Annotated in this window: 19 protein-coding genes and 1 tRNA gene; 13 read left to right on the top strand and 7 right to left on the bottom strand. The window is 65.0% G+C overall.

Annotation, left to right across the window (positions count from 1 at the left end):
* Window positions 1-100: 100 nt before the first annotated feature.
* Window positions 101-382 (bottom strand): hypothetical protein, encoded by a 282-nt coding sequence (locus PVW46_RS27125; RefSeq protein ID WP_043143365.1) that lies wholly within the window; start codon window positions 380-382, stop codon window positions 101-103.
* A 12-nt stretch (window positions 383-394) separates the two neighbouring features.
* Window positions 395-1,048: an alpha/beta hydrolase gene (locus PVW46_RS27120; RefSeq protein WP_043143366.1), complete on the bottom strand. Its 654-nt coding sequence runs from the start codon at window positions 1,046-1,048 to the stop codon at window positions 395-397.
* A 185-nt stretch (window positions 1,049-1,233) separates the two neighbouring features.
* Between PVW46_RS27120 and iscR the strand changes: the two genes are divergently transcribed.
* The 11 genes from iscR (at window position 1,234) to PVW46_RS27065 (ending at window position 10,359) form a co-directional block, all read left to right on the top strand.
* Complete coding sequence (iscR, locus tag PVW46_RS27115; RefSeq protein WP_043143368.1) at window positions 1,234-1,701, top strand: Fe-S cluster assembly transcriptional regulator IscR; 468 nt, start codon at window positions 1,234-1,236, stop codon at window positions 1,699-1,701.
* Window positions 1,702-1,824: 123 nt separating this feature from the next.
* Window positions 1,825-2,874, top strand: a complete 1,050-nt coding sequence (locus tag PVW46_RS27110; protein ID WP_069208777.1) for a cysteine desulfurase family protein — start codon at window positions 1,825-1,827, stop codon at window positions 2,872-2,874.
* Window positions 2,875-2,889: 15 nt separating this feature from the next.
* Window positions 2,890-4,422, top strand: coding sequence for a Fe-S cluster assembly protein SufB (gene sufB, locus PVW46_RS27105; protein WP_069208778.1), 1,533 nt, complete (start codon window positions 2,890-2,892; stop codon window positions 4,420-4,422).
* Entirely contained in the window at window positions 4,419-4,631 is a 213-nt protein-coding gene (locus PVW46_RS27100) for a hypothetical protein (protein WP_069208779.1), read from the top strand. Before sufB ends, PVW46_RS27100 begins: the two co-directional genes overlap by 4 nt.
* 136 nt (window positions 4,632-4,767) lie before the next feature.
* A complete protein-coding gene (gene sufC, locus PVW46_RS27095; RefSeq protein ID WP_069208780.1) occupies window positions 4,768-5,523 on the top strand; it encodes a Fe-S cluster assembly ATPase SufC in 756 nt (251 codons plus the stop codon).
* Window positions 5,523-6,800 (top strand): Fe-S cluster assembly protein SufD, encoded by a 1,278-nt coding sequence (gene sufD / locus PVW46_RS27090; protein ID WP_069208781.1) that lies wholly within the window; start codon window positions 5,523-5,525, stop codon window positions 6,798-6,800. Before sufC ends, sufD begins: the two co-directional genes overlap by 1 nt.
* A 3-nt stretch (window positions 6,801-6,803) precedes the next feature.
* Complete coding sequence (locus tag PVW46_RS27085; protein WP_069208782.1) at window positions 6,804-7,304, top strand: YIP1 family protein; 501 nt, start codon at window positions 6,804-6,806, stop codon at window positions 7,302-7,304.
* On the top strand, window positions 7,301-7,885 hold the full coding sequence (locus PVW46_RS27080) for a YIP1 family protein (RefSeq protein WP_069208783.1): 585 nt from the start codon (window positions 7,301-7,303) through the stop codon (window positions 7,883-7,885). The genes PVW46_RS27085 and PVW46_RS27080 overlap by 4 nt, the downstream gene beginning before the upstream one ends.
* Window positions 7,878-9,098, top strand: a complete 1,221-nt coding sequence (locus PVW46_RS27075) for a cysteine desulfurase (RefSeq protein WP_069208784.1) — start codon at window positions 7,878-7,880, stop codon at window positions 9,096-9,098. Before PVW46_RS27080 ends, PVW46_RS27075 begins: the two co-directional genes overlap by 8 nt.
* Window positions 9,099-9,211: 113 nt before the next feature.
* Window positions 9,212-10,222, top strand: coding sequence for a methyltransferase family protein (locus tag PVW46_RS27070; RefSeq protein ID WP_069208785.1), 1,011 nt, complete (start codon window positions 9,212-9,214; stop codon window positions 10,220-10,222).
* A 60-nt stretch (window positions 10,223-10,282) separates the two neighbouring features.
* Window positions 10,283-10,359 (top strand) — tRNA-Arg (locus tag PVW46_RS27065).
* Between the two features lie 513 nt (window positions 10,360-10,872).
* On the opposite strand, the gene PVW46_RS27060 is transcribed toward PVW46_RS27065, so the two are convergent.
* From PVW46_RS27060 to PVW46_RS27045, 5 genes are read right to left on the bottom strand one after another with little or no spacing between them, the layout of a single operon-like run.
* Window positions 10,873-12,081, bottom strand: coding sequence for an NAD(P)/FAD-dependent oxidoreductase (locus PVW46_RS27060; protein WP_069208786.1), 1,209 nt, complete (start codon window positions 12,079-12,081; stop codon window positions 10,873-10,875).
* Window positions 12,081-12,365: a (2Fe-2S)-binding protein gene (locus PVW46_RS27055; RefSeq protein ID WP_083242228.1), complete on the bottom strand. Its 285-nt coding sequence runs from the start codon at window positions 12,363-12,365 to the stop codon at window positions 12,081-12,083. The genes PVW46_RS27060 and PVW46_RS27055 overlap by 1 nt, the downstream gene beginning before the upstream one ends.
* A 3-nt stretch (window positions 12,366-12,368) precedes the next feature.
* Window positions 12,369-12,839, bottom strand: a complete 471-nt coding sequence (locus PVW46_RS27050; protein WP_338020551.1) for an NAD(P)/FAD-dependent oxidoreductase — start codon at window positions 12,837-12,839, stop codon at window positions 12,369-12,371.
* Window positions 12,830-13,090, bottom strand: coding sequence for an FAD-dependent oxidoreductase (locus PVW46_RS28840; protein ID WP_443137068.1), 261 nt, complete (start codon window positions 13,088-13,090; stop codon window positions 12,830-12,832). Before PVW46_RS28840 ends, PVW46_RS27050 begins: the two co-directional genes overlap by 10 nt.
* A complete protein-coding gene (locus tag PVW46_RS27045; RefSeq protein WP_069208788.1) occupies window positions 12,982-13,482 on the bottom strand; it encodes a Rid family hydrolase in 501 nt (166 codons plus the stop codon). The genes PVW46_RS28840 and PVW46_RS27045 overlap by 109 nt, the downstream gene beginning before the upstream one ends.
* A gap of 245 nt (window positions 13,483-13,727) precedes the next feature.
* On the opposite strand from PVW46_RS27045, the gene PVW46_RS27040 reads away from it, so the two are divergent.
* Together PVW46_RS27040 and PVW46_RS27035 are read left to right on the top strand one after the other, a co-directional pair.
* Window positions 13,728-13,925, top strand: a complete 198-nt coding sequence (locus tag PVW46_RS27040) for a helix-turn-helix domain-containing protein (protein ID WP_069208789.1) — start codon at window positions 13,728-13,730, stop codon at window positions 13,923-13,925.
* Window positions 13,922-14,638 (top strand): LysR substrate-binding domain-containing protein, encoded by a 717-nt coding sequence (locus PVW46_RS27035; RefSeq protein WP_069208790.1) that lies wholly within the window; start codon window positions 13,922-13,924, stop codon window positions 14,636-14,638. Before PVW46_RS27040 ends, PVW46_RS27035 begins: the two co-directional genes overlap by 4 nt.
* The last annotated feature ends 172 nt before the right edge of the window (window positions 14,639-14,810 follow it).

Raw genomic sequence — 14,810 nt, 5'->3', positions numbered from 1 at the left:
CGGGGTCCGGGGCAGAGCCCCGGTCCGACATTACCGCATTCAAAGGGTTGATAACGGCGGGCAAGGTTTTGAATTCTAAACCTTAAGCCGCACCTGGCAATCACAGGTTCTCGTTGTCGGCGCCGGGTGCCAGCGCCTGGGGCGCCGCGTCGCCGCGTTTTTTCGCGTCCAGCGCCCGCTGGACGTGATCGTTGAGAAAATTCCGTGCCCGCCGCTCGGCAAGGCGGATGCGGACCGCAGCGCGAAAGATCTCCTCGGAGGAGGGGGACGAGGCTCCCAGCACCTTGGCGACCTGTTCCGGCAGGTTCTCATCCCCCAGGGCGTCCATCGCCTTGATCGTGTCGCGGGCAAGCTTGTCTGCGAGGTCGTCGACGACGGACATGCGGGCCTCCGGTTAGCGGGTGTTCTCGGTCAGGCGGCGTTTCACATAGGTCGAGACACTGTCCATCAGCGTCTCCATATGCGGTTCCTCGAAGAAGTGGCCAGAGCCTTCGACCTCTTCATGGGTGATCTGGATGCCCTTCTGCTCGTGCAGTTTCGACACCAGCGCGCGGGTATCCGCCGGCGGGGCGACGCGGTCGGCGGCGCCGTTGATGATCAGGCCCGAAGAGGGGCAGGGCGCCAGGAACGAGAAATCATACATGTTGGCGGGCGGCGAGACCGAGACAAAGCCGGTGATCTCGGGGCGGCGCATCAGCAGTTGCATCCCGATCCAGGCGCCGAAGGAGAACCCCGCGACCCAGCAGTGTTTCGAGTTCTGGTTCATCGACTGCAGGTAGTCGAGCGCCGAGGCGGCGTCGGAAAGTTCGCCCACGCCCTGGTCGTACTCGCCCTGGGACCGGCCCACGCCGCGGAAATTGAACCGCAACACGGTAAAGCCCATGTTGTAAAAGGCGTAGTGCAGGTTGTAGACAACCTTGTTGTTCATTGTCCCGCCAAACTGGGGATGCGGATGCAGCACGATGGCAATCGGCGCATCGCGGTCCTTTTGCGGGTGGTAACGGCCTTCGAGACGGCCTTCGGGTCCGGGAAAGATGACCTCGGGCATGGGGCGGAACAGCTCCTTCACAGTGGCGACGGGCGCGTGACCGCGGCGTGCCTGAAATTCTTGACCAAAACACGCGGCTTCTTTAGAAGAGTTCTAAATCGGTTCGGGCGTGGTCCGGGCTGCGAAGCAGATAGGCAATGTGGCGGTCAAGGTCAATTGCCGCGGTACTTGGGGGCGTAAACGCCGTGAAACTGAGCACAAAGGGACGCTATGCGATGGTCGCTTTGGCGGATATCGCGCTTCAGCCAGCCGGGGACCTGGTGACGCTGGGCGATATCTCGCGCCGGCAGGACGTTTCCTTGCCCTATCTCGAACAGTTGTTCGTCAAGCTGCGGCGGGCGGGCCTGGTCGAGTCGGTGCGTGGCCCGGGCGGCGGCTATCGCCTGTCGCGCCCACCGACCGAGATCCGCGTGGTCGATGTGCTGGCCGCCGTGGATGAAACCGTGGACGCGATGCACAAGGGGGCGGGCGCCTCGGGCGCGCTGTCCGGCAGTCGCGCGCAATCGCTGACCAACCGCCTGTGGCAGAGCCTCTCGGCGCATGTCTACGTCTTCCTGCACCAGACGCGGCTGTCGGACGTGGTGGACAACACGTTGGCCCCCTGTCCGGCGGTGCCCTCGATCTTTTCCGTGGTCGATGATGACAAGGCGTGATCCGGCGGAGCGCCTGCGGCGCGCAGGTGAAGGCGGCTGCGGCCGCCGGCTGGGGCTCTGCCCCAGACCCCGAGGTATTTCCAAACCAAAGAAGCAGGGGGCTGCCGCCCCGTGGGGAATGTCATGAGCCGGGTCTACCTGGATCATAACGCGACGACGCCACTGCGCCCCGAGGCCCGCGCGGCCATGCTGCGGGCGATGGACGTGGTCGGAAACCCTTCGTCTGTCCATGCTGAAGGACGCGCGGCCAAGGGGATGGTCGAGGCGGCGCGGGCGCAGGTGGCCCAGCTGGTGGGCTGCATGGCCAGCCAGGTGGTCTTTACCGGCTCGGCGACCGAGGCGGCGGCGCTGGCGGTGGCCCAGAAGGACCGGTATGGCGGGCGCTTTGCCGCGCTGCCCACGGAGCATGACTGCCTGCTGGCCTGGAGCGAGGGTGGGGAGGATGCCGGGTTGCTAGCGATCTCTGCCGCCAACAGCGAGACCGGGATCATGCAGCCGGACCGCGCCGTGGTGGCGAACCGCGACGGGCAGGCGGTGGTCTGCGACATCACCCAGGTGGCGGGCAAGATGCCGGTGCGTTACCCGGAGGGCGGCAAGCCGTCCTACATGATCCTCTCGGCGCACAAGATCGGCGGGCCCAAGGGTGTGGGCGCCCTGATCAATTTCACCCGCGACGATCCTCTGCCGATCCTGCGTGGGGGCGGGCAGGAGATGGGCCGGCGGAGCGGAACGGAAAACGTGATCGGCATCGCCGGATTCGGTGCGGCGTCGGAGGCGGCACAGCGTGACGTGGCGTCCGGGGCCTGGGCGCGGGTGGAAAAACTTAGAAACATTCTAGAAGAATCTCTTGAGGCTTCTTCTGACGTAACTATTTTTGTCGGGAAAGATTCGCCCCGTTTGCCGAATACCAGCTGTTTCGCGACCCCCGGGTGGAAGGGCGAAACGCAGGTGATGCAGATGGACCTGGCGGGATTTGCCGTGAGCGCCGGTTCGGCTTGTTCCAGCGGCAAGGTTCGCCGCAGCCGGGTTCTGGAGGCGATGGGATACGACGACGCGACCTCGGGCGGCGCCATCAGGGTGAGCCTGGGTCTGCAGACCACGGAAGAAGACGTGACGCGGTTCTGCGCGGCATGGATCGACAAGTACCAGCGGCACCGGGCACGGGCCGCGTGAAAGGAAGGGAACCCGATGGCGGCTTTTGAAGACGTGACGGTAAAAGAGGGTGTCGACCAGGAGACGGTGGATGCCGTCAAGTCCGTTGGCACCTACAAGCACGGCTGGGAAACCGACATCGAGATGGAATACGCCCCCAAGGGGCTGACGCCGGACATCGTGCGGTTGATCTCGGAAAAGAACGAAGAACCCCAGTGGATGACTGACTGGCGGCTGCAGGCCTACGAACGCTGGCTGCAGAAGAAAGAGCCCGACTGGGCGATGGTCGACTACCCGGAAATCGACTTCCAGGAGCAATATTACTACGCCCGCCCCAAGTCGATGATGGAAAAGCCCAAGTCGCTGGACGAGGTCGATCCCAAGCTGCTGGAAACCTATGAAAAACTGGGCATTCCGCTGAAGGAGCAGATGATCCTGGCGGGTGTCGAGGGGGCCGAGGCCATGCCGGCGGACGCTCGCAACAGTGACCGCAAGGTCGCCGTGGACGCGGTGTTCGATTCTGTCTCCGTGGGCACGACCTTCCAGGCAGAGCTGAAGAAGGCCGGCGTGATCTTCTGCTCGATCTCCGAGGCGATCCGCGAGCATCCCGAGCTGGTCAGGAAATACCTGGGCTCGGTTGTGCCGGTCTCGGACAATTTCTACGCGACGCTGAACTCGGCCGTGTTCTCTGACGGGTCCTTTGTCTACGTCCCGCCGGGCGTGCGCTGCCCGATGGAGCTGTCGACCTATTTCCGCATCAACGCGGAAAACACCGGGCAGTTCGAACGGACACTGATCATCGCGGACAAGGGCAGTTATGTCAGCTACCTCGAAGGCTGTACCGCACCTCAGCGCGATACCGCGCAGCTGCACGCGGCCGTGGTGGAGATCATCGTCGAGGAAGACGCCGAGGTGAAATATTCCACGGTGCAGAACTGGTATCCCGGCAACGAAGAGGGCAAGGGCGGCATCTACAACTTTGTCACCAAGCGCGCGGATTGCCGTGGCGACCGGGCCAAGGTCATGTGGACGCAGGTGGAAACCGGCTCTGCCGTGACCTGGAAATACCCGTCCTGCATATTGCGCGGCAACGAGAGCCAGGGCGAGTTCTATTCCATCGCCATCACCAACAATCATCAGCAGGCCGATACCGGCACCAAGATGATCCACCTCGGGAAAGACACGCGCTCGCGCATCGTGTCCAAGGGGATTTCGGCTGGCGTGGCGCAGAACACCTATCGCGGGCTGGTGTCGATGCACCCCAAGGCAAAGAACTCGCGCAACTATACCCAGTGCGACTCTCTGCTGATCGGGGACAAATGCGGGGCGCATACGGTTCCCTATATCGAGGTCAAGAACAACTCGAGCCGGGTGGAGCACGAGGCGACGACGTCCAAGGTGGACGACGACCAGCTGTTCTATTGCCGCCAGCGCGGCATGGACGAGGAAGAAGCCGTGGCACTGGTGGTCAACGGGTTCTGCCGCGACGTGCTGCAGGCGCTGCCGATGGAATTTGCAATGGAAGCGCAACAGCTTGTCGCCATCTCGCTCGAAGGATCGGTGGGGTGAGCCTGCGCGGCGCGGGCAAGGCTGTTCTGCTGCTGGCCGGCATCCTGATGCTGGTCAGCGGTGTCGGCTGGCAGGAACCGGCGCTGGCCGCCGGTCCGCGCTTTGACCCGCCGCTCTTGCCCGGGCTGGATGTCTGGAGCGCGCTGGACGTCCGGCGTTGCGTGACACCTCTCTTTCTGCCGCAGAACTGCGGCTGGTGGATGTGGTAAGCGCCCAGGGGGAACGCGAATGCGGGCGTCGATCCGGTTAGTGAAATATTCAACAACATGCTGATGGAGCCGGCCAAGGGCACCGCGGTTCAGATCGTCAGATCCTGTGGTGCCAGGTCGAGTGAAAGGAAAGAAAATGCTGGAAATCAAGAACCTGCACGTCAAACTTGAAGAAGAGGACAAGCAAATCCTCAAAGGCGTCGACCTGACCGTCGAGGCGGGCAAGGTGCACGCGATCATGGGGCCGAACGGCTCGGGCAAGTCGACCCTGTCCTACGTCCTGTCGGGCCGCGACGGGTACGAGGTGACGGACGGCTCTGCAACGCTGCTGGGCGAGGACTTGCTGGACATGGAAGTCGAGGAACGCGCCGCCGCGGGCCTTTTCCTGGCGTTCCAGTACCCGGTCGAGATTCCCGGGGTGGGCAACATGACCTTCTTGCGCACCGCCGTGAACGCGCAGCGCAAGGCGCGCGGGCAGGAGGAGATGTCCTCGGCCGAGTTCCTCAAGGTGATCCGGGCCAAGGCCAAGGACCTGAAGATCGACGCCGAAATGCTCAAGCGCCCCGTGAACGTCGGCTTCTCGGGCGGCGAGAAAAAGCGCAACGAGATCCTGCAAATGGCCATGCTGGAACCCAAGATGTGCATCCTGGACGAGACCGACTCGGGCCTGGACGTGGACGCCATGAAGCTGGTGGCCGACGGTGTGAACGCGCTGCGTGACGAGGGCCGGGGTTTCCTGGTCATCACGCACTACCAGCGCCTTCTGGACCACATCAAGCCGGACGTGGTGCACATCATGGCCAATGGCCGCATCATCAAGACAGGCGGCCCCGAGCTGGCCCTGGAAGTCGAGCAGAACGGCTATGCGGACATCCTCGAGGAGGTGGCGTAATGGCTTTGCCGCAGGCGAAACAGGACGCAACAGAGGCGCGGATCGCGGGGCTGAGCCTGCCAGAGGGCGGCTGGGCCGAGCCCGCGCGACGTGAGGCGCTGGCGCGGCTGCGGGCGATGGGCCTGCCCAATGCGCGTGACGAATACTGGAAGTTCACCCGGCCCGACACGCTGGTCAGCGCCGAGGCGCCTGCCGCGCGGGTTCTGGAAACCGACGAGACGCCGCTGTTCGACAGCCGGGACCGGCTGAAACTGGTCTTTGTCGATGGTGTTTTTTCCGCCGAGGAGTCCGATGACCCGAGCCTTGAGGGGGTCACGATCGACCGGCTGGCCGAGGCGAAAGATATTCATTGGGCCAAGGACTTGTACGGTGTTCTTGAGGCGCGCGGGCAGGACCCGGTGGCGCGTCCTCTGGCCGCGCTGAACACCGCTTTCGCCACCGACGGCCTGCTGATCCATGTGACCGGAAAGCCGTCGAAGCCGATCAGCCTGATCTACCGCCACGTCTCGGACACTTCCGACGGGATCCTGCATCATGTCATCAAGGTGGACGCGGGCGCCGAGGCGACGATCCTGGAAAACGGCCCCGCCGCCGCGCGCTTCAACAAGTGCATGGAGGTCGACCTGGCCGAGGGCGGGCGCCTGCATCACATCCGTGCGCAGGGCCGCGACCATGAGCGCCGCGCCGCGACGCATGTCTTTGCCCGGCTGGAGAAGGAGAGCGTTTTCAAGAGCTTCACGCTCTCTGTTAATGGCGCCATGACCCGGAACGAGGTGGTCGTGGAATTCACCGGTGACGATGCGGTGGCGCATGTCGCGGGCGCCTGCATGGGCGACGGTGACTTCCACCATGACGACACGGTCTTTGTCACCCATGACGCGGTGAATTGCGAAAGCCGCCAGGTGTTCAAGAAGGTGCTGCGCAACGGCGCAACCGGCGTCTTCCAGGGCAAGATCCTGGTGAAACCCGACGCGCAGAAGACCGACGGCTACCAGATCAGCCAGTCGCTGCTTCTGGACGAGGACAGCCAGTTCCTCGCCAAGCCTGAACTCGAGATCTACGCCGATGACGTGGCCTGTTCGCATGGCTCGACCAGCGGCGCGATCGACGAGGACGGGCTGTTCTACCTGCGGGCGCGCGGCGTGCCGCGCGGCACCGCCGAGGACCTGCTGACCATCGCCTTCATCGCCGAGGCGGTGCAGGAGGTCGAGGACGAGAGCCTGCAGGAAGACCTGGTGGAACGGGTCGCTGGCTGGCTGGCGCGGCGGCGCGGCTGAGCCGTGAGCGTCACGACGGATATCGCGGCCAGCTATCGCGGGCCGGGCAAGGTGCTGCGCGCGCTTCTGGCGCGCGGAGCGCATGAGCCGCGCGCGCTGGCCTACCTGATGGGGGCCTGCGGCGTGATGTTCGTCGCGCAATGGCCGCGCCTCGCCCGCGAGGCGCACCTGGAAGACACCGAACTGCAACCTGCGCTTGGGGGCGCGCTGCTGGCGACGCTGATCTTCCTGCCGCTGATCTTTTACTTGATCGCCGGGCTGAGCCAGCTTGTCGCGCGTGCCCTTGGCCGTCCGATCGACGGCTACGGCACGCGGCTGGCGCTGTTCTGGGCGCTGCTGGCGGCCTCGCCGCTGGCGCTGCTCAATGGCTTGGTGGCCGGGTTCATCGGGCCGGGGGGGGCCTTGACGCTGGTCGGCATCCTGTGGTTCGCCGCCTTCCTTTGGTTCTGGAGCAGCGGGTTGCGCGAGGCGCGGCGCCTGAACGCCGGGGCGGAACCGGCGTGACCTTGGACGGGTTCCTGAAACTGGCGCTGCAAAGCGTCACGAACCCGCGCGAGGTCGCGGCGCTGCTTTTGTCGATCCGCCCCAACCGCGAGGCGCTGTTGACGGGCTTTGCGCTGGTGGTGGTGCTGAACGCGCTGCTCTTTGGCCTGTCGATCCTGCTGGATCCGACAGGTGCGCCGGGATTCATCGGCGGACCGGTCAGTTTCCTGGTCATGCAGGGCCTGGCCCTGGCGGCGACGATCCTGGCCCTGACCTGGATGGGGCGGCTGTTCGGCGGCCGCGCCCGGGTCGAGGAAATCGCGCTGTTGATGATCTGGATGCAGGGTCTGCGCGTGCTGGTGCAGGCCGCGACGCTGCTGGTGGTGCCGGTCTCGCTGGCACTTGCGGGGCTGGTGACAATGGCCGCGACCGCGCTTGGCGTCTGGATCGCGGTGAATTTCCTGGACGAGGCGCATCAATTGCGCAGCCTCTTGCGTGCTCTGGCCGTATTGGTATTGGGCATGCTTGCGATGGCCTTTGCGGTCTCGCTGATACTGACCCTGGCCGGGGTCACACCGGAAGGGATGTTGGACAATGTATGATATCGAGGCGATCCGCGCCGATTTTCCGATCCTCGCACGCGAGGTGAACGGCAAGCCGCTGGTCTACCTGGACAACGGCGCCTCGGCGCAGAAACCGCAGGTGGTGATCGACGCGGTGACGCGCGGCTATGCCGAGGAATACGCCAACGTCCACCGGGGCCTGCATTACCTGTCCAACCTGGCGACCGAGAAATACGAAGGCGTGCGCGAGACCGTGGCGCGTTTCCTGGGCGCCAAGGACCCCGAGGAGATCGTCTATACCACCGGCACGACGATGGGGATCAACCTTGTCGCCTATGGCTGGGCCATGCCGAACCTGGAAGCGGGGGATGAAATCGTCCTGTCGGTGATGGAACACCACGCCAATATCGTGCCCTGGCATTTCCTGCGCGAACGGCAGGGCGTCAAGATCAAGTGGGTGGATGTGGACAGCACAGGCTACCTCGATCCGCAGAAGGTGGTGGATGCCATCGGGCCGAAGACAAAACTGGTTGCCGTCACGCATCTGTCGAACGTCCTGGGCACCGTGGTGGATGTGAAGGCGATCTGCGACGGCGCGCGCGAGAAGGGCGTGCCGGTGCTGGTCGACGGCTCGCAGGCGGCGGTGCACATGCCGGTCAACGTCGAGGACCTCGGCTGCGATTTCTACGCCATCACCGGGCACAAGCTGTACGGTCCTTCCGCATCCGGTGCGATCTGGATCAGGCGCGCCCGCATGGATGAGATGCGCCCCTTCCTGGGCGGCGGCGACATGATCCGCGAGGTCCACAAGGACGAGATCACCTGGAACGACCCGCCGATGAAGTTCGAGGCCGGCACGCCCGGAATCGTCCAGCAGATCGGCCTGGGCGTGGCGCTGGACTACATGATGGGCCTGGGGATGGAGAACATCGCCGCGCATGAGGCCCGCCTGCGCGACTACGCGGTGTCGAAACTGGGCGGGCTGAACTGGCTCAGCGTGCAGGGCACGACACCGGACAAGGCGGCGATCTTCTCTTTCACGATGGAGGGGGCAGGGCATGCGCATGACATTTCCACCATTCTCGACAAGAAGGGCGTGGCGGTGCGCGCGGGCCATCATTGCGCCGGGCCGCTGATGGATCACCTGGGGGTGACGGCCACCTGCCGCGCCTCGATGGGCCTCTACAACACCGAGGGCGAGATCGACGCATTGGTCGACGCGCTGGAACTGGCGCACGAATTGTTCGGCTGAACGCCCCAAAAAGGGGCAGTGCCGCAGCGGAACGGGTTATTTTCCCGGCAGGCGGTTCAATTCCGGGGCGCATCTTGGCAGGTTGCACGGGACGCAACAACCCGGAGACCCGCATGCCCCTTTTGACCGAAGCCGACGAGATTTCGCAGATCGCATTTGGATTCATGGGCTCGAAGGCGCTTTTCGCCGCGCTCGAGCTCGAGGTCTTTACCCATCTCGCCAAGGGCGCCATGACGGCCGGAGAGCTGGCCAAGGCCGCCGAGATGCACGAGGACCGAGCGATGACGCTGCTCACGGCGCTGGCGGGCATGGGGCTGGTGGCGGTCGAGGAGGGGCGCTTTTCCAACGCGCCCGCCGCCGAGGCCTTTCTGGTCCAGGGGGCGAAATACGATTTCTCGGATTACCTGCGCCTGCAGGTGGGCAAGCAGATGTACCCGCTGATGGAACAGCTTGAGGGCGCGCTGTCGGGCGAAATGAGCGATGAGGACACCGCGTCCTATGCCGACTGGTTCTCGGATCCGGACGAGGCAAAGCTCTATTCCGAAAGCCAGCATGCCGGCTCGCTTGGCCCGGCGCGGCAACTGGCCCGCTCGCTGGACCTGACCGGCAAGACAAAGATGCTGGACGTGGGCGGCGGCACGGCGGCCTTCGACATCACCCTCTGCCAGAAGAACCCCGGGCTGACGGCCACGGTGCTGGAGTTTCCCAATGTCGCGGCGCTGGGGCGGGGCTACGTCGAAAAGGCGGGCCTGTCGGACCGGATCAGCTACCTGGACGGCAACGCGCTGGAAACGCCCTGGCCCGAGGGGCAGGACGTGGTGTTGATGTCCTACCTCTTTTCCGGCGTCCCCGGGGAGACCCACGCCGGGCTCATCGCGCAGGCCTTCAACGTGCTCAACCCCGGCGGTATGGTGCTGATCCATGATTTCATCGTCAACGAGGACCGCACCGGCCCCGGTCTTGCCGCTCTCTGGCAGTTGCAGCACACGGCCTTTACCCCCGAGGCACGCTCGCTGGATGCGGGCTGGCTGGAAGGGGCGCTGGCCGCGGCGGGCTTCCAGGACGTGAGCGTCGGTGCGATGATCCCGGAGATGACCATGCTGGCGCAGGGCAAAAAGCCCTGACGCTTTTGCGCCCGCACCCCATTGCGGCGGTGCGGGCGAGCGGTTATAGACAGCCGCGAAGCACCCGTAGCTCAGCTGGATAGAGCGCTGCCCTCCGAAGGCAGAGGCCAAAGGTTCGAATCCTTTCGGGTGCGCCAAAAAATCAAGCACCTGTGTCGAACGTCCTGTCACCGTTTCTGTAACGCGTAACAGTTTCAACGTCTTGGCAAGGGTTCCCGTCGCATCCCCCGCCGACCAGATGAGCGCTGGCAAGCGGTTTTGGCAGACCAGCCTGGCCGTTTTCCCGGCTTGCGCGAATCCGGGTTCATTTTCTCTGAGCCTCGCGCCTTGAACTCGACACATGCTCCAATTTCGCCGTCTCCATGACCGTCGGTTTCTGTTCGGTCGGGGCGTCGTCGCGGGGCATCGTTCCGCGACGGATGGGACGGGGCAGCGCGGCGCGCTCACGCGGGCTTGGGGCGGCACTGGTCATTACAGCCCAACCAGTTGGCCAACTCAAGACCTGGCTATTGGCTATCTGCCTGGACAGTTGGAAGTGGTGGCGATTGTATGGTGTTCTGCCCTGTGTCGGCCTTGTTCGGGTGCCGGCGGATGCTTGGGCCCAGCTCGACGATCTGGCCCTTCGGCAATGCAAATCCTGCTTTGAATATTCACTCGTCGAGACCCCGATACGCTTCAAGCGGGATGGGCTTGTCCGGCAGATGGGCGTTGAAGCGACCGCATTTCGCGATCGGCATACCTCTCGACGCGGCAATCCGCGCTGCGATGGTGCCTTCGCAATAGCGCCCCTGGCACGGCCCCGTCCCGCTGCGGCATTCCAGCTTCACCGCGCTTGCGGAGGACATGAAGGGATTGTCGGCCAGGGCCTTCTCGATCTGACCGCTGGTGATTTCCTCGCAACGGCAGATCACGGTGTCATTCCGGCGCGACAATTCGGTGACCGCGTTGCGACGTGGGTCGAACATCCGTTGCATGACGCCGAAGAACCTCTCGGCGCTCGCGAGGTGCTTGCGGGCGCCGGGCAGATCGGTGGCTTCGAGACGGCCGGACAGCGAGACGGCAATGGTCAATCCCGCCATGTTCCCCTCGGCCCGGGCGTGTTCGGCCCCGGCAACGCCTGTCGGCTCGCCTGCGACGTAAATGCCCGGCGCAGTGCAGCGGAAGGTGTCATCATGTTCGACCGTCCAGCCGCCGCCGGCAGAATTCCAGATCAGGTCGCAGCCGGCCTGCCGGGCCAGTTCGGTCGACGGGGTAAAGCCGAACCCAAGGGCAAGCACCTCGGCCGACAGGTTGTGCGTCTTGCCGGTCAGGGCCCAGTCGCGGTCAACCTCGGCAAGTTGAACCCCGAGCCCGCCGTTCCCTTCGACGACGTCCGAGATCACGGTCCGTCGCAGGATGGATACGCGGGCGTGGAGGATCTTGTGCATGGCGCGCGCGGCCTCGGCAAAGATCGAGACGTGGCCCGGGATCGCGGGCAGGCTGCGCAGCATCTCGGCCGGTCCGGGCAGGTCGCGGGCCAGTGCGATGGCGGCGATTTCGGCCCCGGTCGCCAGCAGCAGGCGCCGCGCGGCGATCTGACGGCCTCCGCCGGGCGTGCTGACCGCCACGCTCAGGGTTGCGGCGTCCGGATCAACGCGATCCCGCAGGACGCCAAAGGCCGTGGAGCGGAAATGCGTCTGGATGCCGGGGTGATCCTCGAACCGTTCGATCAGGTCGCGCGCCCAGCCATAGGGCCGGTAGGTGCCGTGCCGCGTTCCCCATTCCGCGGGCGGGCGGCGAAAGATCTGTCCACCCGCCCGGGCCTGTTCGTCCGCGACCGTGACCGTCAATCCGGCCCCGACGATGACAAGATCGCGCATCACGACCCCTCCTGCGCTCTGACGTCCATTCCCTCACGCACATCCGTCAGGCAAGCGCGGACCAGCGGGTGCCCGTCGACGCGGACGGCACAGTCGAAACGGGTGCCCATGTTGCAGAACGGCAGGCGCGGTTGACCTTGGCGGGTGATCCCGAAGGCCGGGATGCCTGCCGCCAGCAATGCGGCGGCCAGTGTCTCGCCCGTGTGGCCGGTGATCGGTGCGCCGTCGAAGGTGAACCGGACTTCCGGGCCGCGCGGCGTTTCCATGCGAATGGCTTTGACCATCTGTCAGGTCCTCCTGTATCGGGCCGGGTCGAAATTCGACAGGTCCGTGTCCGGTGTCCGGCCCGACACCAGCGCGGCCAGCGCCTCGGCAAAGCTGGGGCCGAGTGTGAAGGCCGATCCGCCGTTGGCGACGAAGGTGCCGGCCATGTCGGGCACCGGGCCGACCAGCGGCAACTGGTCCTCGGTCACGGTTGTCGTGCCGATCCAGCCGCGGATCGCGGGGACCCGGGCGAGTTCGGGCAGGACGCGGATCGCCATGTCGGCATTGCCGGCCAGCGAGGCCGGCAGAAGCTCGGGCTTGACCGAGAAATCGGGGTCGCCAACCGCATCACGGATCAGCCGCGCGGGCCAGCCGCCACCGATCAGCACGTTGCCGTCCAGCGCCTGTTTCAGGGACAGCCGTCCGCCGGCGTGCTGGACCAGATGCGGGATCAGCTTCGGGACCTTGCGCGTCACCGTCATCATCAGTGCCAGCGGGATGGTCGGCAGATATGCGCCATCATCGCGCCGATCCGCGTAGTCCAGACGTCTGCGGCGATCACGATGGTCTGGGTGCTGTCCGCTTCGGTCACACCGTCCGATTCCAGGTCAACGTACCAGTACCCGCCGCTGCGGGTCAGGCCGGTGACCTCGGTTCGGGTACGGATCTGTGTCCCGCACTTCTTCGCGGCGCGGGCGATCGCGGGGCCAGCGGTGCGGGCGTCGGCCTTGCCCTCCAGCGGCAAAGGGCCGCCGCGATCACGCGATCCGAAGGATAGGGCGCGATGCGGTCGATCTCGGCCCGGTCGATGACCCGGTTGTCGAGGCCCCAGGCGCGCTGATCGGCCCCTTCGCCAAGGCAGGGCACCGTCCGGCCAGCACGCTTGTCGGTGGTGAAGACGCGCAGACACTGCACGGTTTCATTGGTCATGCCGGCAGCGGCCAGCACCTCGCCGGGGTTTGCGACCGCCAGCGCAAGCTGGCCAGCCATGTCGCCGGGATGCTGTGGCGCGCCCGTGGCATCGGTGGCGCATTGACCCGACAAGGTCAGGACGCGCGTTGCCCCGGTGACTTCGCGGGCATGGGCGAAACCGAAGCCGTCCTGCCATGTCCACGGGTTTATTTCTCTCGTGTCCATTGGTGTCCTCACTGTTGTCATCACGTTTGGGGCTTGCCGGTCTTGCGCCGGCCCGCTCTTCACCCGGCCTGCGTGCCGTGGGGGGAAGGCTGCGATGACGCCTATTGTTCAGGAGGCTAAAGTTGCAATAAATGACCGTATTTCACGGATCGTGGTGCGATAAACGCAACGAAAAACCATGATTGTCAGTATCCTGATGGGTGCTGTCAAAATCGGCGGCTCCGACGCCTGACAAGGAGACCGACGTGAAGCTGGATGATCGCCGGATAGCCCTTCTTTACGAGGCATGGCGCCACGGCTCCATGCGCGCGGCGGCCGACGTGCTGGACCTGGCCCCGTCTTCCATCGGTCGCCAGATCGCGCGCCTGGAAGAGGAAACCGGTGCCAGCCTGATCGAACATGGCCGCCGCGAGATCCGTCTGACGGAGTCGGTCACGCGGTGATCGACTATTTTCGGGCGCGGCGGGCCGGTGTCGAAGAGCTCGAAGGCCGCCTTCAGGACCTGTCTTCCGGCCGGTCAGGCCATGTCCATCTGGCGCTAGGCGAAGGGTTCCTGGGACCGGCTCTCTACGACACGCTTGACAGTTTCATGGACGGGTTTCCCGGCATGACACTCTCTGTCAGTGTGACCGACACCACGCAGATGGTGCGCCTGCTTCTCGAAGGCGAGGTGCATTTCGGACTTGGCTTTCATTCCCTGTCCCATCCGCAGATCGTGTCGCGCTATCGCGCGCCGGTTCCGTTGATGGCGATCATGCGGGCGGATCACCCCTTGGCCCGCTGCGAGAGTATCGGTTTTGACGCGCTGTGCCGCGAACCGTTGGCCTTGATGGGGCAGTCATTCCGGATCCGCCAGATGCTTGACGCCGCTGCCCTGGACAGCGGGCACAGCATCGCGCCCGGGTTCACCAGCAATTCCATCGCACTGCTGACCCGGACGGCCGTCGCGGGCCGCGCGCTGACGGTGCTGCCGGCTTTCAGCGTCAGCGCGGAAATCGCAGCCGGCACTTTGGCAAGCGTGGCCATCGAAGCGCCGCAACTCCAGGCTGTCTACGTTCACCTGCTGGCCCGGCGAAACCGGGTGTTTCCCCCGCATCTCGGCAGCCTGATCGAGCAGATCCGGACCCGGTTGCTGCCATCGGCCCTCAAGGCGTAGGCAGCCAGGGCTGGCGGGCAAAATGCCCGCATCGGTTTGGCAACATGCTGTTTGCCCTATGGTGCTTGATACCTTCGCGGACCCGTCCATGTCGCGTTGTGGGGCACGCAGTGGCCTGACGACGGCGTAATACCCGCCACCAGGATCGGATCGCCAAGTGCTCTTGCCGCCC

Origin of the sequence: Mameliella sp. AT18 (assembly GCF_028807275.1) — a bacterium.
GTDB classification, from domain to species: domain Bacteria; phylum Pseudomonadota; class Alphaproteobacteria; order Rhodobacterales; family Rhodobacteraceae; genus Antarctobacter; species Antarctobacter albus.
This window is presented reverse-complemented; position numbering and strand designations above follow the sequence as displayed.